The sequence below is a fragment of the Caulobacter sp. GW822-FHT07D08 genome (assembly GCF_058798735.1).
The window spans coordinates 41,711-59,884 of sequence record NZ_JBXAKU010000021.1 but is presented as its reverse complement, the minus strand read 5'-3'; the positions used below and the strand labels follow the sequence as shown (position 1 = coordinate 59,884).

General features: G+C 69.8%; 16 protein-coding genes. 11 read left to right on the top strand and 5 right to left on the bottom strand.

Annotated elements, in window-relative coordinates; all coding sequences use genetic code 11:
- Positions 1 to 25: 25 nt before the first annotated feature.
- Positions 26 to 541 (bottom strand): hypothetical protein, encoded by a 516-nt coding sequence (locus tag AC1RJ9_RS24920; protein WP_492840896.1) that lies wholly within the window; start codon positions 539 to 541, stop codon positions 26 to 28.
- Positions 542 to 731: 190 nt separating this feature from the next.
- On the opposite strand from AC1RJ9_RS24920, the gene AC1RJ9_RS24915 reads away from it, so the two are divergent.
- From AC1RJ9_RS24915 to AC1RJ9_RS24895, 5 genes are all read left to right on the top strand, one after another.
- Positions 732 to 1,730: an aspartate carbamoyltransferase catalytic subunit gene (locus AC1RJ9_RS24915; RefSeq protein ID WP_492840894.1), complete on the top strand. Its 999-nt coding sequence runs from the start codon at positions 732 to 734 to the stop codon at positions 1,728 to 1,730.
- Between the two features lie 79 nt (positions 1,731 to 1,809).
- Positions 1,810 to 3,111 carry a dihydroorotase gene (gene pyrC / locus AC1RJ9_RS24910; RefSeq protein ID WP_492840892.1) on the top strand — a complete coding sequence of 434 codons (1,302 nt, stop codon included), beginning with the start codon at positions 1,810 to 1,812 and terminating at the stop codon, positions 3,109 to 3,111.
- Between the two features lie 149 nt (positions 3,112 to 3,260).
- A complete protein-coding gene (gene plsY / locus AC1RJ9_RS24905) occupies positions 3,261 to 3,917 on the top strand; it encodes a glycerol-3-phosphate 1-O-acyltransferase PlsY (RefSeq protein ID WP_492840890.1) in 657 nt (218 codons plus the stop codon).
- Complete coding sequence (dprA, locus tag AC1RJ9_RS24900; RefSeq protein WP_492840888.1) at positions 3,914 to 5,011, top strand: DNA-processing protein DprA; 1,098 nt, start codon at positions 3,914 to 3,916, stop codon at positions 5,009 to 5,011. The genes plsY and dprA overlap by 4 nt, the downstream gene beginning before the upstream one ends.
- 48 nt (positions 5,012 to 5,059) lie before the next feature.
- Positions 5,060 to 6,253 carry a methyltransferase domain-containing protein gene (locus AC1RJ9_RS24895; protein ID WP_492840886.1) on the top strand — a complete coding sequence of 398 codons (1,194 nt, stop codon included), beginning with the start codon at positions 5,060 to 5,062 and terminating at the stop codon, positions 6,251 to 6,253.
- Here AC1RJ9_RS24895 and AC1RJ9_RS24890 read toward each other — a convergent pair.
- Together AC1RJ9_RS24890 and AC1RJ9_RS24885 are read right to left on the bottom strand one after the other, a co-directional pair.
- Entirely contained in the window at positions 6,250 to 7,050 is an 801-nt protein-coding gene (locus tag AC1RJ9_RS24890) for a hypothetical protein (RefSeq protein WP_492840884.1), read from the bottom strand. The two genes, AC1RJ9_RS24895 and AC1RJ9_RS24890, sit on opposite strands and share 4 nt — an antisense overlap.
- A 100-nt stretch (positions 7,051 to 7,150) precedes the next feature.
- Positions 7,151 to 7,321 (bottom strand): hypothetical protein, encoded by a 171-nt coding sequence (locus AC1RJ9_RS24885; protein WP_492840939.1) that lies wholly within the window; start codon positions 7,319 to 7,321, stop codon positions 7,151 to 7,153.
- A 179-nt stretch (positions 7,322 to 7,500) separates the two neighbouring features.
- Between AC1RJ9_RS24885 and topA the strand changes: the two genes are divergently transcribed.
- The 3 genes from topA to rnr all read left to right on the top strand — a co-directional run bounded on the left by topA (position 7,501) and on the right by rnr (position 12,998).
- On the top strand, positions 7,501 to 10,203 hold the full coding sequence (topA, locus tag AC1RJ9_RS24880) for a type I DNA topoisomerase (RefSeq protein WP_492840882.1): 2,703 nt from the start codon (positions 7,501 to 7,503) through the stop codon (positions 10,201 to 10,203).
- A 51-nt stretch (positions 10,204 to 10,254) separates the two neighbouring features.
- Positions 10,255 to 10,623 (top strand): hypothetical protein, encoded by a 369-nt coding sequence (locus AC1RJ9_RS24875; protein ID WP_492840880.1) that lies wholly within the window; start codon positions 10,255 to 10,257, stop codon positions 10,621 to 10,623.
- A 77-nt stretch (positions 10,624 to 10,700) separates the two neighbouring features.
- Positions 10,701 to 12,998 carry a ribonuclease R gene (gene rnr / locus AC1RJ9_RS24870; RefSeq protein WP_492840878.1) on the top strand — a complete coding sequence of 766 codons (2,298 nt, stop codon included), beginning with the start codon at positions 10,701 to 10,703 and terminating at the stop codon, positions 12,996 to 12,998.
- A 124-nt stretch (positions 12,999 to 13,122) separates the two neighbouring features.
- Here rnr and AC1RJ9_RS24865 read toward each other — a convergent pair whose 3' ends face one another.
- Entirely contained in the window at positions 13,123 to 14,157 is a 1,035-nt protein-coding gene (locus tag AC1RJ9_RS24865) for an SGNH/GDSL hydrolase family protein (protein WP_492840876.1), read from the bottom strand.
- 53 nt (positions 14,158 to 14,210) lie between these two features.
- Between AC1RJ9_RS24865 and AC1RJ9_RS24860 the strand changes: the two genes are divergently transcribed.
- Positions 14,211 to 15,368 (top strand): pyridoxal phosphate-dependent aminotransferase, encoded by a 1,158-nt coding sequence (locus tag AC1RJ9_RS24860; RefSeq protein ID WP_492840874.1) that lies wholly within the window; start codon positions 14,211 to 14,213, stop codon positions 15,366 to 15,368.
- Positions 15,369 to 15,497: 129 nt separating this feature from the next.
- Here AC1RJ9_RS24860 and AC1RJ9_RS24855 read toward each other — a convergent pair whose 3' ends face one another.
- Entirely contained in the window at positions 15,498 to 16,796 is a 1,299-nt protein-coding gene (locus tag AC1RJ9_RS24855; RefSeq protein WP_492840872.1) for an amidohydrolase, read from the bottom strand.
- A gap of 122 nt (positions 16,797 to 16,918) precedes the next feature.
- On the opposite strand from AC1RJ9_RS24855, the gene AC1RJ9_RS24850 reads away from it, so the two are divergent.
- Complete coding sequence (locus AC1RJ9_RS24850; RefSeq protein WP_492840870.1) at positions 16,919 to 17,647, top strand: NUDIX hydrolase; 729 nt, start codon at positions 16,919 to 16,921, stop codon at positions 17,645 to 17,647.
- A 22-nt stretch (positions 17,648 to 17,669) separates the two neighbouring features.
- A complete protein-coding gene (locus AC1RJ9_RS24845) occupies positions 17,670 to 18,134 on the top strand; it encodes a DUF6265 family protein (RefSeq protein WP_492840869.1) in 465 nt (154 codons plus the stop codon).
- The last annotated feature ends 40 nt before the right edge of the window (positions 18,135 to 18,174 follow it).

Here is an 18,174-nt window from a genome sequence, read left to right as displayed (position 1 = left end):
CCGCCTCTTTTCGTTTGGACTGATCTTAGTGTTGCGGGACCGCGCAGAACTCGCGGGCTTCACGCGCCAGGGCCAGGTCGCCGCCTTCCAGCGCGGTCTTCACCGCGTCGTCGCAACGCTTCTCGCTGAGCAGGGTCGTGACATGGCTCCGCAGCGTCGCGGCGTTGAGCGCGGCTTCGCGGAGGATCTGGGCTTCCTTGCGCTCGCCGGGCAGGCACGGCGAGTACCATTTGGCGTCGGCGCAGCGAGCGATCAGGCGCGTCTGCCGCGCGGCCTCGGCGCGGTTGTCGATCGGCGCGACGACGGGCGCTTGCGGCGGCTGCTGAGGCGATTGCGGCGCGGAATCGTTCGGCATAACCAGCGGCGGCGCGACCATGATCCCAGGCGGCGCGGGATCCAGCGGCCGTACGATCGTGGCCTGCGGAATCTGATAGTGGCAGACCCAGCCCTTTTCGGTGGTCTCGCACGACTGCAGGGTCGCCTTCGTCTCCTGAGGCGGCGGCTCGGCGGTCTGCAGCAAGGCGATCAAGAGTAACAGCATGGCCACCCCCGCGGAGCCTGTGCGAAACGCATGAAGCTAGAGTACCCACCTTCGCCCCCCGGCAACAAGCGCGAGCGACCCCGGAAGCACGATCGACATGTCAAACTTCGTGAATATTCCTGAGGACAGTCTCCGGCGCGCCGCCCCCCACGCTTCCCTTCCCCTCCAAAGCCGCCTATGAGGCGAGCTCATGACGGCACCAGCCCATGATCCCGCCCGCGCGGCCATCGATGCGATCCGCGCCCGCGTCTTCGCCTTTCCCAAACGCCATTTCCTCTCCGCCGGGGATCTGAACGCGCCCCAGGCGACGGATCTGCTGGACCTGGCCGACGCGTTCGTCGCCTTCAACCGCCAGACGTCCAAGAGCCTGGACCTGCTGCGCGGCCGGACGCTGATGAACCTGTTCTTCGAGAACAGCACCCGCACCCAGAGCTCGTTCGAGCTGGCCGGCAAGCGCCTGGGCGCCGACGTCGTCAACATGAACCCCAAGACCTCGTCGGTGGCCAAGGGCGAGACCCTGATCGACACCGCCGTGACGCTGAACGCCATGCGGCCCGACCTGCTGGTCGTACGCCACGCCTCGTCGGGAGCGGCGTCCCTGCTCAGCCAGAAGGTCAGCGGCCACGTGGTCAACGCCGGCGACGGCCAGCACGAGCACCCGACCCAGGCCCTTCTGGACGCCCTGTCGATCCGCCGCGCCTTCGGCCGCGTCTCGGGCCTGACCGTGGCGATCTGCGGCGACGTGCTGCACAGCCGCGTGGCGCGCTCGAACGTCTCCCTGTTGCACACCCTGGGCGCCAGCGTGCGCCTGGTCGGTCCGCCCACCCTGATGCCGGCCCAGGCCGAGCGCTGGGGCGTCACCGTCCACCACGACATGAAGTCCGGCCTGGCCGGCGCCGACGTGGTCATGATGCTGCGCCTGCAGCTGGAGCGGATGCAGGGCGCATTCGTGCCCTCGACCCGTGAATACTTCCGCTTCTACGGCCTTGATCGCGAAAAGCTTTCCCGCGCCGCGCCCGGCGCCAAGGTCATGCACCCGGGCCCGATGAACCGGGGCGTCGAGATCGACAGCGACGTCGCCGACGATCCGGCCGTCAGCCTGATCCAGGACCAGGTCGAGATGGGCGTCGCCGCCCGGATGGCGGTGCTGACCAGCCTCGCGGCTCGTATCGAGGCTGTCGGCTTCTGATGTTCGATCAGAAGCCGATAAACAGCCTCGACCTCAAACATAGGAGCGTGGCGAAACGCCACGCTCTGGAGGCAGCCCAATGACGTCCGCCCAGCCCATCGCTCTCGTCAACGCCCGCCTGGTGGATCCGGAAAGCGGCTATGACGGTCCCGGCGGCGTCATCGTCTCCGAAGGCGTCATCGCCGACGTCGCCAAGGGCCGCGAGTTCGGCAAGCTGTCGAAGGCCGTGCGCGTCATCGACTGCGGCGGGGCGCTGCTGGCGCCCGGCCTGATCGATCTGCGCGTCCGCACCGGCGAGCCTGGGGCCGAGACCAAGGAAACCCTGGCTTCGGCGGCGAAGGCCGCGGCGGCCGGCGGCGTCACCTCGATGGTGGTCCAGCCCGACACGGCCCCGGCCATCGACGACCCCAGCGTCGTCGACTTCATCCTGCGCCGGGCCCGCGACATCGACAGCGCCCGCATCCTGGTGGCCGGCGCGGCGACCAAGGGCCTGCACGGCGAGCAGATGGCCGAGATCGGCCTGATGCGCGAGGCCGGCTGCGTCTACATCACCGACGCGGGCAAACCGATCGTCGACAGCAAGGTCATGCAGCGCGTCCTGACCTACGCCAAGGGCTTCGACACCCTACTGGCCCACCGTCCGATGGACCCGTGGCTGGCCAAGGGCGGCGCGGCGATCGGCGGCGAGTTCGCCGGCCGCATGGGCCTGCCCTCGATCTCGCCGATGGCCGAGCGGATCATGCTGGAGCGCGATGTCGCTCTCCTGGAGGCCACCGGCGGCAGGCTGCTGGTCGACCAGATCACCTCGGCCCAGGCGCTGGAGACGCTGGACCGCGCCAAGAAGAAGGGCCTGCGGATCAGCGCCTCGGTGTCGATCAACCACCTGTCGTTCAACGAGCTGGACATCGGCGACTACCGCACCTTCGCCAAGCTCAACCCGCCCCTGCGCGGCGAGGACGATCGCCAGGCGCTGATCGAGGCCCTGGCCAGCGGCCTGATCGACATCGTCGTCTCGTCGCATAGCCCGGCCCCGGCCGAGGACAAGCGCCTGCCCTACGACGAGGCCGTCCCCGGCGCCGTGGGCCTTGAGACCCTGCTGCCGGCCCTGCTGTCGCTGTATCATGACGAGCGCATCGCCCTGGTCGACCTGATCCGCGCCGTCACCCTGGCTCCGGCCGAGCTGCTGGGCCTGCGCGGCGGCCGCATCGCCCCCGGCGCGCCGGCCGACCTGGCGCTGTGCGACATCGACGCTCCGATCATCATCGACGCCGCACGCCTGCTGTCGAAGTCCAAGAACTCGCCGTTCGACGGACGCAGGCTGCAGGGTCAGGTGCTGATGACGGTGGTCGACGGCCGCGTGGTGCACCGGGCGGAGGGGTAGAGGCCCTCCTTCGGGGTGCGCGCTCCCCAGGCGCGCCTCGGAGGACTCACGGCTTTTTGCTCTGGCCTCGAGTCTGCACTACACCTTTACCCACAACTCTCGCTTGCGCAGCGGTTGAATTCGCGCGCAACTCGCCTTAGGGTCGAACCGTGCAAGATCTCGCCGCCGCCACCTATCTGACGCTCGCCATCACCCTTGTCGGCGGCTACCTGCTCGGATCCATTCCGTTCGGGCTGATCGCCACGCGCCTGGGCGGGGCCGGCGACATCCGCCAGATCGGCTCGGGCAATATCGGCGCGACCAACGTGCTGCGCTCGGGGCGCAAGGACCTGGCGGCCATCACCCTGCTGGGCGACGCCGGCAAGGGCGTGGTGGCGGTGCTGCTGGCCCGCTACCTGACCCACGGCAACGCGGCGGTCATCGCCCTGGCCGGCGGCGCGGCGTTCTTGGGCCACCTGTTCCCGGTCTGGCTGAAGTTCAAGGGCGGCAAGGGCGTGGCCACCTTCTACGGCGTGCTGCTCAGCGCCGCCTGGCCGGTGGGCATCGCCGCCGGCGCGACCTGGCTGGCCGTGGCCTTCCTGCTGCGCATCAGCTCGCTGGCCGCCCTGGTCGCCGCGGTCCTGGCCGCGCCGTTCGCCCTGGCCTTCGACCAGCCCTATCCGATCATGCTCCTGTGCCTGTTCATGGCCGTGCTGATCTTCATCCGCCACCGCGAAAACATCGCCCGCCTGCTCAAGGGCCAGGAGCCGAAGATCGGCAACAAGAAGAGCGCGGAGGAAGCCCCTCCCATCATCGACGCGCCGTGATCCAGGGCCGGCTCTCGGACATCCAGCGCTTCGCCTGGCTGCGCCTGGCGCGCACCGAGACCGTCGGCCCCGTCGCCTTCGAACATCTGATCAACCGCTACGGCACGCCCGAGCGGGCGCTGTCCGCCCTGCCCGACCTGTCCCGACGCGGCGGGCGCGCCGTGCCGTTGTCCCTGCCGCCACGCGAGGCGATCGAGCAGGAACTCGCTGCGGGCGAGACGCTGGGCGCGCGGCTGATCTGCGGCTGCGAGCCCGACTTCCCCCCGCGCTTGGCGGCGCTTGATCCGCCGCCACCCGTGATCTGGACCTTGGGCCGCGCCGAACTCCTCTCCGAGCCCAGCCTGGCCATCGTCGGGGCCCGCATCGCCTCGGCCGCCGGCCAGCGCTTCGCCCGCCAACTGGCGACCGACCTGGGGACCGCCGGCTATGTCGTGGTCTCGGGTATGGCGCGCGGCATCGACGGGGCGGCGCATGAGGGCTCGCTGGCCACCGGCGCCGTGGCCGTGCTGGGCGGCGGGGTCGGCGACGTCTATCCGCCCGAGCACGACAAGCTGCACGCGCGCCTGGCCGCCGAAGGCTGCGTCGTCTCCGAGAGCGCCCCCGACCGCCGCGCCCAGGCCAAGGACTTCCCGCGCCGCAACCGCATCATCTCGGGCCTGTCCCTGGGGGTGGTCGTGGTCGAGGCCGAGCTGAAGTCCGGCTCGCTGATCACCGCCCGCCTGGCCGCCGAGCAGGGCCGCGACGTCTTCGCCGTGCCGGGTTCGCCGCTGGACCCGCGCTCGAAGGGAACCAATGACCTGATCCGCCAGGGCGCGATCCTGTGCGAGGGGGCCGAGGACGTGCTGCGCTCGCTGTCGGGCCAGATCCACCTGCGGGAACGCGAACGCGGCTACGAGGCCCAGCCGGACCTGGACATCGACCACGACGCCCTGCGCGAGCGCGTCGCCGCCCTGCTCTCGCCTACGCCGGTCTCGCGCGACGACCTGGTCCGCGCCGCCGCCGCGCCCGCCTCGGCGGTGATGGCGGCGCTGGTGGAATTGAGTCTGGCCGGCCGCGCGGAGCTGCTGGACGGCGGGCTGGTCGCTGGAGTCTAACTCCGGATAGTCGAGTCTCCCGCGAGTCGTCGACTGAAGGGAGCGACGATGGACACCCAAGCCATAGAGGACATGCTCGCCGTCGCCGTGGCGGCGGGCGCCGAAGGCCGGCTGGACGAGGCCGAGGCGGCGTTCCGCGCCGTGCTGGTCATGAAGCCCGACCACGACGAAGCCTTGTTCGGTCTGGGCCTGAACCTGCTGATCGCGCGGCGCTTCCAGGAGGCCGTCGCGCCGCTGACCTGGGCCGCGCACGCGCCGAACGCCGAGCCGGTGCGTCGACAATGCCTGGCCCACGCCCTGTTCCTGACCGGCGACTTCTCCCGCGCCGCCGACACCTTCGCGGCCGCCGATGCAGTGGAGCCCCTGCCCGAGGGCGCTCGCGTGACCTGGGCCCGCGCTGCCGCCTACAACGCCCTCGGTCGCGCCCCGGCCGACAGCGCGCTGGAGCTCTACACCAAGCTCGCCGGTCCGCTGGCCGAGGACCTGGAGACCGTGGCGCGCGAGGGCTTCGGCATCCTGGTGGCCTTCCAGCGGCTCGACGCGGCCCGCGCCCTCGGCGCCTGGCTGGAGGCGCGCCATCCGGACGACAAGATCCGAGCGCACGAGCTGCGCGTGCTGGTCGATCCCAGCATCGACCGGGCGCCGCCGGCCTATGTCGAGGCCCTGTTCGACGACTTCGCCGAGCGGTTCGACCGCCAGTTGGTCGAGATGCTGGACTACCGCGCGCCGGCGCTGCTGGCCGACCTCGTGGCGGGCCGGCGGGCGCGGTTCGAGCGGATCCTAGACCTGGGGTGCGGCACGGGCCTGGCCGCGCCGGCCCTGGAACGATTCGGCGCTGAACTGACCGGGGTTGACCTCTCGTCCGCCATGCTGGCCAAGGCCGCCGAGCGCGGCGGCTACGACCACCTGGTCCATGCCGAGGCCATCGCGTATCTGGAGAGCCATCGTGGCGCCTTCGACCTGATCGTCGCCGCCGACGTCCTGATCTATTTCGGCGACCTGGTTCCGCTGTTCGCCGCCGCCGCCGCGGCCCTCGCCCCCGGCGGCCTGCTGGCCGTCAGCACCGAACTCGGCGAGACTGGCTGGCGGCTCCTGCCCACGGCGCGCTACGCCCATGGCGACGACTATGTCGAGACCACCAGCGCCCCCGGCTTCCGGATCGTCGAGCGCCAGGAGATCCCGTTGCGCCGGGAGACGACGGCCGTCACGGTCGGCTGCCTCTACCTGCTCGAACGGCTCTAGCCACCTCTACGCGCGCCCTTGGCGAACAGCAGGTCCGACCACCGCCAGCGCCCGCCGCCCAGGGCGAAGCGAGCGCCGCCCGGGCCGTCGTTCAGGGAGATCAGGACCAGGCCCCGCATCGGTTCGGCGCGGCAGGCGGCGGGGGCGAAGGCGACCTCCATCATGATCATCTCGCGCAGGCCCGCCAGACCATCGCCCTCCTCGCCAGCGACCCGAGCCCAGTCGCCGCTCCAGACCAGCGGCGCGCGACCGGCGCCGACCGTCGCGCCGTGAGCCCGCATCAGCGAGGCGCGGGCGCGAGGATTCTTGCGCAGGCCTTCCTGCAGCAGCCGGACCATGTCGCAGCCGGCCCCGCCCCCACCGCCGCCGCTGCCGCTGCCCGAGCCAGCCGTCGCGGCGCCCATCAGTTCGGACTCGCCCAGTCCCAGCACGGGGCTGGGCCCGGGGTTACGGCTGGCGGGTAGCGGCGTCACGTCCTTGGGCGGCGGTAGTTTCGACACGCGCAAGGGCGAGCGCGGCGCGGCCTTGGGCGCCGCCTTGGGTTTCTCGGGCGACGGCGGCTTGGCCGGGGCCTTCACCGGCGACTTGGGCGCGTCATGCGGCGCGGGCGGCGGCGGCGGGGGTGGCGGCGGTGGAGGCGGAGGTGGCGGGTCGACCAGCGTGACCATCACCGACGGCGGCTCGGGCGGCGGCGGTGTGATGTGCGTGGCGAACAGGACCATCAGAGCCCCGACATGCGCGCCGATGCTCACGACCAGGGCGACGCCCTTGCCCCCTCGTCGTTTCCACCGCGCCATCAGTCCGCCAGGCCACGGGCCGAAGCGCCGGCCCAGGCGTCCTGGAAAATCACGTCCCCGCGTCAGGAACGTGGCGATTGGTCAAGCTTGGAGGGAGGGTTCAGACCGACAGGTCGACCAGCAGGCCCGTGCCCGCGGCCGGCGCGGCGCGGACGGCCTGTTTCAGCCGATCGGCGATCTCCGCGCGTTCGGCGTTCGAGGTCACGGGCTTGATCGGTTGGATCGGCGAGACATAGGCCTCGGTGGCGATCCGATTGACGGTCATGTCCATCGGGGTCACAGCAGTCGTGAAACTAGCCATAGCATTGTCGTGCAATGACCTTAACAAGCGCCTACCAGACGCCCAAGCCTCACTGTTTCTGGGTCCTCACGTTGACAGACGTGGGGTGAAGCCCCCACTTTCCCGGCGCTCGCCTTCCGGGCGATCCCCTTTCCTGAACAAGAGTCAGAATGAACGTCGTCGTCGTCGAGAGCCCGGCCAAGGCCAAGACCATCAACAAGTACCTCGGGTCCGACTACACGGTTCTCGCTTCCTACGGTCACATCCGCGACCTGCCGTCGAAGGACGGCTCGGTCGAGCCGGACAACGACTTCGCCATGAGCTGGGAGGTCGACGCCAAGGCCTCCAAGCGGGTCAGCGACATCGTCGACGCCCTGAAGAAGGCCGACCGCCTGATTCTGGCCACCGACCCGGATCGCGAAGGGGAAGCGATCAGCTGGCACGTGCTGGAAGTGCTGAACAAGAAGAAGGCGCTGAAGGACAAGTCGGTCCAGCGCGTCACCTTCAACGCCATCACCAAGACGTCCGTGCTGGAGGCCATGGCCAATCCGCGCGACGTCGACATGGAGCTGGTCGAGGCCTATCTGGCCCGCCGCGCCCTGGACTACCTGGTCGGCTTCACCCTCTCGCCCGTGCTGTGGCGCAAGCTGCCGGGCAGCCGCTCGGCCGGCCGCGTGCAGTCGGTCTGCCTGCGCCTGATCGTCGAGCGCGAGATGGAGATCGAGCGCTTCAAGACCCAGGAATACTGGAGCGTCGACGCCGACGTCTCGGCCGGCGCCGATCCGTTCACCGCCCGCCTGGTCAAGCACCAAGGCAAGAAGCTCACCAAGTTCGACCTGAACAACGAGACCTCGGCCCTGGCCGCCAAGGCCGCCGTTCAGGCCGCGGTGTTCAAGGTCGCCGCCGTCGAGAAGAAGCCCGGCAAGCGCTCGCCCGCCCCGCCCTTCACCACCTCGACGCTCCAACAGGAAGCCGCCCGCAAGCTGGGCTTTTCCGCCCAGCGCACCATGCAGGCCGCCCAGAAGCTGTATGAAGGCATCGACATCGGCGGCGAGACCGTCGGTCTGATCACCTACATGCGGACCGACGGCGTGTCGGTCGAGCCGGAAGGCATCGCCGAGGCGCGCAGCGTGATCGGCAATGTCTATGGCGCGACGTACGTCCCCGAGACCCCGCGCTACTACAAGGCCAAGGCCAAGAACGCGCAGGAGGCCCACGAAGCCATCCGCCCGACCAGCCTGAATCGTAACCCGGGCTCGCTGCGCCTGGAGTCGGATCTGGGCCGCCTCTACGAACTGATCTGGAAGCGGATGATCGCCTCCCAGATGGAAAGCGCCCGCATCGAGCGCACCACGGTCGACCTGGAAAGCAGCGATGGCCAGACCGGCCTGCGCGCCACCGGACAGGTCGTGCTCTTCCCCGGCTATCTGGCGGTGTACGAAGAAGGCCGCGACGACGCGGATGACGAGGACAGCGCCCGCCTGCCGATGATCGAGGAAGGCGCCAGCGCCAAGGTCATCGAGGCCCGCGCCGACCAGCACTTCACCGAACCGCCGCCGCGCTATTCGGAAGCCAGCCTGGTCAAGAAGATGGAAGAGCTGGGCATCGGCCGTCCGTCGACCTACGCCTCGGTCCTGACCGTGCTGCGCGACCGCGAATACGTGAAGATGGACAAGCAGCGCTTCGTCCCGGAGGACAAGGGCCGCCTGGTCACGGCGTTCCTGGAGCAGTTCTTCAAGCGCTACGTCGAGTACGACTTCACCGCCGCGCTCGAAGAGCAGCTGGACCTGGTGTCGGACGGCAAGCTGGACTGGAAGCAGTTCCTGCGCGACTTCTGGAAGGACTTCCACGCCGCCGTCGGCGAGATCGCCGAGCTGCGCACCACCAACGTGCTCGACGCGCTGAACGAGGCCCTGGGTCCGCACATCTTCCCGGACAAGGGGGATGGCTCCAACCCGCGCCTGTGCCCGACCTGCAATGTCGGCCAGCTGTCCCTGAAGACCGGCAAGTTCGGGGCCTTCATCGGCTGCTCGAACTATCCGGAGTGCCGCTACACCCGCCAGCTGGGCGTGTCGGAAGGCGACGGCGAGGCCGAGAGCGCCGACAAGGAACTAGGCGTCAATCCCGCGACCGGCCTGGCCGTGTGGCTGAAGAACGGCCGCTTTGGTCCCTACGTCGAGGAACTGGCGGCCGCCGACAGCGGCGACAAGCCCAAGCGCTCGTCCCTGCCCAAAGGCTGGATCGCCTCGGCCATGGACCTGGAAAAGGCCCTGCGCCTGCTCTCGCTGCCGCGCGAAGTCGGCAAGCACCCGGACGACGGCAAGGTCATCACGGCGGGCCTGGGCCGCTTCGGGCCGTTCGTGCTGCACGACGGCACCTACGCCAATCTGGAGAACCCCGACGAGGTGTTCGACGTCGGCCTGAACCGCGCCGTCGCCATCCTGGCCGACAAGCGCGCGGGCGGCGGACGTCCGCAGCGCGGCGCCGCCACCGCCCTGGCCGAGATCGGCAATCACCCCGAGGACGGCAAGCCCGTGCGCGTGCTGTCAGGACGGTTCGGCCCCTACATCAAGCACGGCGACACCAACGCCAATGTACCCAAGGGCAAGGACCCGGCCTCCATCACCATGGAAGAGGCCGTGGCCCTGATCGCCGAGCGCGCCGCCAAGGGCGGCGGCAAGAAGCCGGCGAAGAAAGCGGCGGCTCCGAAGAAGGCCGCCGCCAAGACCAAGGCGGAAGGCGACGCTCCGGCCAAGAAGACGGCCGCGAAGAAGCCCGCCGCCAAGAAGCCGGCGGCGAAAAAGGCCGCACCGAAAGCCAAGGTCGCGGCGACGAGCGAGGACGGCGCCGCCCCCTGGGACGACGAAGCCTAGTCTGTGATGCCTAGTCTGTTCAGGGGATCGGGAGGAGAGTAGGTTTCGAGCATGACGACGCTGGAACGTCCCCTGCCGCTGCATGTCGTGGTGTCCGCGCTCATCCTGTGCTGCGTGGGCGGTTTCGCCATGGGCCTGACCAACGCCATGAAGATCGATCGCAGCGGGCCGGAGACCTCCAAGCAGCCGCTGGCCGAGGTCTCGGGCGTGCCGGTCAAGGACGCCGCCCCCGCCCTCGCCTACGAGCCGCCGCCCGTCGAGAAGCCCAAGCCCAAGGCCGTCGAGGTCCAGACCGTCGAGCAGGAAGCCCCCGCTCCCGTCATCGAGGCGCCGCCGGCCGTCGCGACGCCCGCCCCCGCTGAAACCGCCCCCAAGCCGGCCGACCCGCCACCGCCGAAGTCGATCGAAGATCTGTACTAGGGTTCGCCTCTCCTCCCCCAAGAGGGGGAGGAGAAGAAAATCTCGCCCGCCGCCCCTCGAACGGGTTAAGGCAGGACATGGCCAAACTTCGCCCCCCCCAGCCTTCAAAGGCCAAGACTTTCAAGCCCAAGCCGCCCGCCGGTCTGCCGGACCGCGAGACGCTGCTGGCGTTCCTGCGCGACGCGGGTGAGAGCGGCAAGGCCGACATCGCCCGCCACTTCGGCCTGAAGGGCGCCGACCGCCGGGCCCTGCGCGAGATGATCCGCGAGCTGGAAGCCCAGGGAGCCCTGGCCAAGCGCGGCCGCAAGGGCTTCGCCGAGCCGGGCTCCCTGCCCCCCGTCGGCGTGGCCGACGTGGTCGAGCGCGATGTCGATGGCGAGCTCTATGTGAAGCTGACCAAGTCCGACGACGACGTGCCGAACGTCCGCCTGGCCCCGACCAAGGGCGAGGCCGCGGCCGGCGCGCCGGGCCTGGGCGACCGTCTGCTGGTCCGCTTCGAGCGCCTGGAGACCGGCGAGTTCGAGGCCAAGCTGATCAAGAAGCTGGGCCAGAGCGCCCACAAGGTGCTGGGCGTCATCCGCAAGCACCGCAAGGAAATCCGCGTCGAGCCGGTCGACCGCAAGTCCAAGGACACCCTGCTGCTGGATCCCAGCGTCGCCCACGACCTGAAGGACGGCGACCTCGTCATCGCCCAGGTCGGCACGCACGGCGGCCGCTACGGCCCCAAGCCCGGCAAGGTGCTGGAGGTGGTCGGGACCGAGAATGATCCCCGCGCCGCCTCGCTGATCGCCATCCACAGCCACGGCATCCCGACCGGCTTCTCCGAGGAGGCCGAACGCGAGGCCAAGGCCGCCGTCGAGCCGACGCTGACGGGTCGCGAGGACCTGCGGAAGCTGCCGTTCGTGACCATCGACCCGGTGGACGCCCGCGACCACGACGACGCCGTCTACGCCCATCCCGACGAGGACGAGACCAACAAGGGCGGCTGGGTGGTCTGGGTCGCCATCGCCGACGTCGCGGCTTACGTCCGCCCCGGCTCGGCCCTGGACCGCGACGCCCGCGAGAAGGGCAACAGCGTCTACTTCCCCGACCGGGTCGAGCCGATGCTGCCCGAGACCCTGTCCAACGGCCTGTGCTCGCTGCGCGAGAGCGAGAGCCGCGCGACCCTGGCCGTGCGGATGGTGTTCGACAAGTCGGGCCGCAAGAAGGGCCACAAGTTCGTGCGCGGCCTGATGCGCTCGGCCGCCAAGCTGTCCTACGAGCAGGCCCAGGCGGCCATCGACGGCCAGACGGACGACAAGACCGGCCCGCTGCTGGAGCCGATCCTCCAGCCCCTTTGGGAAGCCTATCGGACGATGAAGATCGGCCGCGACGCGCGCTCGCCGCTGGCCATCGAGAGCGACGAGCGCCGGATCATCATCCGCCAGGGCGAGATCCTCTCGATCACCAAGCGCCCCAGCCTGGAAGCCCATAAGCTGATCGAGGAGATGATGGTGCAGGCCAATGTCTGCGCCGCCGAGAGCCTGGAAGCCAAGCGCTCGCCGCTGATCTATCGGGTGCACGACACACCCAGCCTGGAGAAGGTGCAGAACCTCGCCGACTTCCTGCAGACGCTGGAGATCCGCTGGGACAAGGGCCAGGCCCCGCAGACCGCGCGGTTCAACAAGCTGCTGGACGAGACGCGCGAGGGCCCTAACGCGGCGATCATCAACGAGGTGGTCCTGCGCACCCAGATGCAGGCCCACTACAGCGCCGACAATATCGGCCACTTCGGCCTGAACCTGGCCAAGTACGCCCACTTCACCAGCCCGATCCGCCGCTATGCCGACCTGATCGTCCACCGGGGCCTGATCCGGGCCCTGGGCCTGGGCGACGACGGTCTCACCGACCAGGACATCGCCCAGATCAAGGACACGGCCGAGGTCATCACCCACGCCGAGCGCCGGGCCATGGCCGCCGAGCGCGACGCCACCGACCGCTACATCGCCGCCTTCCTGGCCGACCGGGTGGGCGCCACCTTCGCCGGCCGGGTCACCGGCGTCACGCGCTTTGGCCTGTTCGTGAAGCTGGCCGACACCGGGGCCGACGGCCTGGTGCCGGTCTCGACCCTGGGAGAGGAGTTCTTCGTCCACGACGAGAAGCTGCACGCCCTGGTTGGCGACCGCAGCGGCCAGCGCTGGACGCTGGGCATGAACGTCGAGGTCAAGCTGGTCGAGGCCACGCCGGTCACCGGCGGGCTCCTGTTCGAGATGCTCAGCGACCCGCTGCCGGCGGATCCGAAGATGCCGCGGCCCAGATTAGGGGCCAGGCGCCAGGCGGCCGTGAAGCCGCGCGGCGGGTTGCCGAAAGGCGTGCGGCGCGGCAAGCGGCGCTAGGCGTCGGTGCTAGACGGAAATCCTCCCCCTAGCGGGGGAGGCGGCGCGAAGCGCCGGTGGGGGAAAGTGCTTGAAGCCTTGCCTCTTCCCCCTCCGTCGCCTCTTCGAGCCGACACCTCCCCCGCTAGGGGGAGGATTTGATCGCCGCCTCGAGTTTGTCCGCCATCATCTTCTGATCCGCGACCGACGGGTGGCCGTGGCAAGCCCCGCGGTCCATGCCGGTGATCCGCACCGCCTTGGCGCCGGTGCGGTCGGCCACTTCGGCGACGTCCTCGGCGAAGGTGTCGCCCGCGATCAGGAACACGCGCGCGCTGGCCCGGTTGGCCTTCAGGCCCTGGACGAAGGCCACATAGGTCTCGCGGTAGTCCTCGCGCAACGCCGCCTCGTCGGCCCAGGCCTCGCCCGGATGTGGCGGCGTCGAGAAGTCGTTGGTCCCCAGGCCGATGACGACGATGTCCGGCATCCACGGATCATCCGCCGCCACGCGCGGCTCGGCCTGGCCGGGGATGATCCGCGGCAGCAGCACCGGCAAGGGCTCACCGGGCGCCAGGCCGTTGTAGTTGCGCACCACGCCCCGGCCCGAGAAGGCCTCGATCCGGTAGTCGGCGTCCAGCCGCCCGGCCAGGATCGGGCCGAACGCCAGGCTGGTGTCGGTCAGGTCGTGGACCTGGCTTTCGGTGCAAGTGCCGCTGGTCGAGCGCACGCCGTAGCCGACCGTGTAGGAATCGCCGATGAACTCGATCCGGCGCGGACGGCTGGGCGCCGGCAAGGCCGCCTCCCTCGGCCCGACGAAGAAGCCCTCGAACCGCGCCGAACCCGTCTGGCTTTCGGTCAGCTTGTCGAGGCGCACGACGTGCTCGCCGGGCCCCAGCCGATCGAGCAGCAGATGGAGTTCGCCGGCCTTGGTCAGCTCGGCCTTGCGCGCGCCATCCACGCTGACGGCCAGATGCTCGGCGCCGGTATCGACCACCACCTCGACGGACGAACCGTTGAAGCGCCCCTCGAAATAGACCCCTGGCCAGCCAAACTCGTAAGTCCCGTCCGGCGCTGGCGCGACTCGGCCGCCGATATTCAGCGGGAGCGCGGTCTGGGCCCAGGCCTTCGGGGCGAAGGCGGGGGTGGCGAGACACAGGATGGCGGCGAGAGTCAGCAAGCGCATGACTTCCTTCTCAAGCGGGATGCGCGCCACGTCAAACCCCGCTAAGCAGAGCCATGCGCGCGCAGATCGAACCTTTCCACGCCATCGCCATCAGCCGCCTGGCTCACCAGCTGAAGACCGAGGGCGCCTCGATCATCCACATGGAGTTCGGCCAGCCTTCGACGGGCGCGCCGAGCAAGGCGATCGTCAAGGCCCGCGAGATCCTCGACGCCGAGGCCATGGGCTATTGGGAGAGCCCCCTGCTGCGCCAGCGGATCGCCGAGCGCTACCAGACCCTCTATGGCGTCCACGTCGAGCCCGAGCGGATCGTCCTGACCTGCGGGGCCTCGCCGGCCCTGGTCCTGGCGCTGTCCAGCGTGTTCACGCCCGGCGACCGGATCGCCCTGGCCCGCCCGGGCTACGTCGCCTACCGCAACAGCCTGAAGGCCCTGCACCTCGAACCGGTCGAGATCGCCTGCGGGCCGGAGGATCGCTTCCAGCTGACGGCGAAGCATCTCGCCGAACTGGACCCCGCCCCGGCCGGCGTCATCGTCGCCAGCCCCGCCAATCCCACGGGTACGATCATCGCGCCCGAGGAGTTGGAAGCCATCGCCAAGGTCTGTCGCGAGCGCGGCATCCGCATCATCAGCGACGAGATCTATCACGGCCTCAGCTACGCGGGCCGCACGCCCTCGATGCTGGAGTTCGCGCCCGACGCCCTGATCGTCAACAGCTTCAGCAAGTACTTCAGCATGGCCGGCTGGCGGCTGGGCTGGCTGCTGACGCCGAAGGGCGAGGACCTGGAACGGGCCCGGGCCTATGTCGGCAACCTGTTCCTCACCGCCCCGTCGCTGAGCCAGCACGCGGGGCTGGCCGCGATGGACTGCATCGACGAGCTGGAAGGCCATATCGACGTCTATCGGCGGAACCGCCAGCTGATGCTGGACGCCCTGCCTGCCCTTGGCCTGCGCAAGATCGCCCCGCCGGACGGCGCCTTCTACATCTGGGCCGACATCGGCCACCTGACCGACGACTCGCTGAGCTTCTGCCAACAGTTGCTGCGCGACACCGGCGTGGCGACGGCGCCGGGCGTCGACTTCGATCCGGTCGAGGGCAATCGCTTCATTCGCTTCAGCTTCGCGGTCTCCACGGCCGAGGTCGAGGAGGCGCTGAAGCGGATCACGCCGTGGTTCGAGGCGCGGGCGATTGACTCAGCACAAGCCCCCGCCTGACCTGCTGACGCAGGTCTGTCCGCCCCCAAGCGGGGCGGAGAGCCAAGCCCCGCCCTCACGGCGAGACCTCTCCTCCCCCTCTTGGGGGAGGGGGACCGCCGAAGGCGGTGGAGGGGGCCAGCGCCGCCGCTACTTCCGCTCCAGATAGTCCAGCGCCATGAAGACCTCGGCCTTCACGCCGGTCTCGAACACCGCCTCGTCGACGTCGAAATAGGGCGAGTGGTTGGCCGGCGCGGTCGCCGCCGGCACGTTCGCCTTGCGCCCGCCCAGCTGGACGAACACCGCCGGGACCTTCTCGGCGTACATCGAGAAGTCCTCGGCGCCCGTCACCAAGGCGGCCTTGTCGTCGACCTTGCCGGGCGAGGCCTTCTCCAGACTGGTCTTGACCCAGGCCGACAGCGCCGGGTCGTTGTAGGTCACCGGATAGGGCTGGCTGAACACGGCCTCGGCCTTGGCGCCGTAGCGGTCGCCGATGGCGGCGACGGCCTTCTGCATCTTGGCGACCAGGTCGTCATGGCGGGCGGTGGAGAAGGTCCGCATGGTCCCCTCCATCTTCAGGTCCTCGGGGATGATGTTCTGGCGCATGCCCATGTTGATGACGGCGATCGTCACCACCGAGGGCGAGGCGCCGACATCGACCTGGCGGGCGGCGATCTGGTTCGTGGCCTGGATGATGTCCGCCGCGACGCTGGCCATGTCGACGCCCGCCCAGGGCCGCGCGCCGTGGGTCTGCTTGCCCTTCACGGTGATCGTCAGTCGGTCCGACGAGGCGTAGAAGCCCTCGGGGCGATAGTTCAGCAGGTGGGCGTCGGCCGGGCCGATATGGACGCCGAAGATCGCGTCGACCTTGGGCTTGTCCAGCGCGCCGTCGCGGATCATCAGCTTGGCGCCGCCCTCCTCGCCGGCCTGCGGGCCTTCCTCGGCGGGCTGGAAGATCAGGACCACCGTGCCCTTGATGTCGGCCTTCATGCCGGCCAGCACCGTGGCGGTCCCCAGCAGCATGGCCACGTGGGTGTCGTGGCCGCAGGCGTGCATCACCGGAACCGTGCGGCCTTCCCAGGTCGCGGTGACCTTGGAGGCGAACGGCAGGCCGGTCTTCTCCTCGACCGGCAGGGCGTCCATGTCGGCGCGCAGGGCCACGACCTTGCCGGGCTTGCCGCCCTTCAGGATGCCGACCACGCCGGTCTTGCCGACGTTCTCGCGGACCTCGAAGCCCAGGGCCTTCAGCTCCTTGGCGATCAGGGCCGAGGTGCGGACCTCCTGATTGCCCAGTTCCGGATGTTCGTGGATGTCGCGCCGCCAGGCGATGACCTTGGGCTGCACAGCCTTGACCGCCGCCTCGATCTTGGCGGTGGAAGGCGCGGCCATCGCCGGCGCGCCAAAAACAAGGCCGGCCATCATCGCCAGCGCCGAAACCCGTCCGATCATCACAAAACCCCCTCACGAAAAGCGGAGCGACCTTGGGGCGCGTCGTGGCGAAGGGTCAAGCGCCCGCTGGCTTGACGTCGGGTCGCTCTATGCAGTCCCGCGGATCGGTTTAACTTGAGCGCATGAGCCTGCCGCCGATCGACGCGAAATTCGACACGATCCACGACGGCGCCGTGCGCGAGACCGGCGCGGCGCTGACGCCCAAGCACGCGGCCACCGTGATCATCGTCCGCACCGACGGACCGCAACCGCGCCTGCTGATGGGCCGACGCAACGGCGGTCACGCCTTCATGCCCGACAAGTGGGTGTTCCCGGGCGGCCGCGTCGACCGCGCCGACTACGACGCTCCCAGCGCCACCGAACTTTCGCCCGAGGTCGCCGCGCGGCTGGAGCAGGAGCCTCGTCATCCCAGGCCCGCCCGCCTGGCCCGCGCCCTGGCCCTGGCGGCGGTCCGGGAGACGTTCGAGGAGACAGGCCTGCTGCTGGCCCGCCAAGCCCCTGTACGGCCCGGCGCGGGGCCCTGGCGGCCCTTCCTGGCCCAGGGGGCCCTGCCCGACCTGGCGCCGCTCAGCTTCGTCGCCCGCGCCATCACCCCGCCCTATCGCCCGCGCCGCTTCGACGCTCGCTTCTTCATGGCCCCGGCCGAGGCGCTGCTGTCGCTGGATCGCCGTCCCGACTGCGGCGAGCTGGACGAGATCGCCTGGGTCGACTTCCAGGAGGCGATGGCGCTGGATCTGCCCAATATCACCCGCTTCGTGGTCCACGAGATCGGCCAGCGACTCGCCGACACTGGACGGCCGGCCCCCTTCATGCGCTTCCTGAACGGCAAGCGGCGCCTGTCCCACCTCTAGTTCAGGCTCCCGAGGGAAGCACATGCTCACCACACTGTTCGCCCTGGCCCTGGCCGCCACGCCGCCGGTCCCGCCTTCTGGCGATATCGATAGGCTGGGCTTCATCGCCGGCTGCTGGACCCTGACCCAGCCCAACGGCACGAAGATCGAGGAGCAGTGGCTGGCGCCCGCCGGCGGCGCGATGATCGGCATGAGCCGCAGCGTCCGGGACGGCAAGCTGCGCGAGTACGAGTTCATGCGCATCCTGCCCGCCGCCGACGGCAAGCCGCAGTTCGTGGCGATTCCCTCCGGCCAGGCCGAAGCCGCCTTCCCGATGAAGGAGATCGCCGAGAACGCCGTGACCTTCGAAGCGCCCGAGCACGACTTCCCGCAACGGATTCTCTATCGTCTGGTCGATAAGGACACCCTGGTGGCCCGGATCGAGGGTTCCGTCGGCGGTCAGGCGCGATCGGCGGACTTTCCGTACAGGCGCTGCCCCACCAACTGACTTCCGGCACCAACTGACTTCCGGCAATTGACTTTGAGTC